This window comes from Paraburkholderia sp. JHI2823 (genome assembly GCF_038900695.1).
Lineage (GTDB): Bacteria > Pseudomonadota > Gammaproteobacteria > Burkholderiales > Burkholderiaceae > Paraburkholderia > Paraburkholderia mimosarum.
In genome coordinates this window covers 1-381 of the sequence record NZ_JAYMRY010000356.1, presented here as the reverse complement: position 1 = coordinate 381, position 381 = coordinate 1, and the positions used below count along the sequence as shown (strand labels likewise).

At 57.7% G+C, this 381-nt stretch carries 1 protein-coding gene; it reads right to left on the bottom strand.

What is annotated here, in order from left to right; all coding sequences use genetic code 11:
- On the bottom strand, positions 1-381 hold a 381-nt coding region (locus VSR34_RS38960; RefSeq protein ID WP_342965307.1), incomplete at both ends, for a DUF2254 family protein.

The following is a 381-nucleotide window of genomic DNA, read 5'->3' as shown; positions in this document are numbered from 1 at the left end:
ACCTGCTCTCGTCAATTGCGCCCGAGTTCCCATACAAATAAAACAGGGGTTCATCCACTGCGACGAAGTCACCAACCTGCGGTGCGAACTCGATCACCACGTTATTGCGCCGCGCTTCAGCCACGAGCATCTTCACATTCACGGCCAGAACGATGCCAGACTTGCCCTGCAGACGAACAATGCGATCAGGCGCTCTTCGCTCCTTGTCATGCTCTGGCGCAGTCGTTACACCACTGGATGGCGCAGGATAGACGCTGTCGATAACCGCGAGCCCGCGCTCCCCGACGCGAGCCACCAGACTCACCGGACGCAGGGACTTCGCGGCATAGTCAATCAGGAAAAGGAAAGCGACGACGGAAGTGAATCCGAATAGCGCTGCAA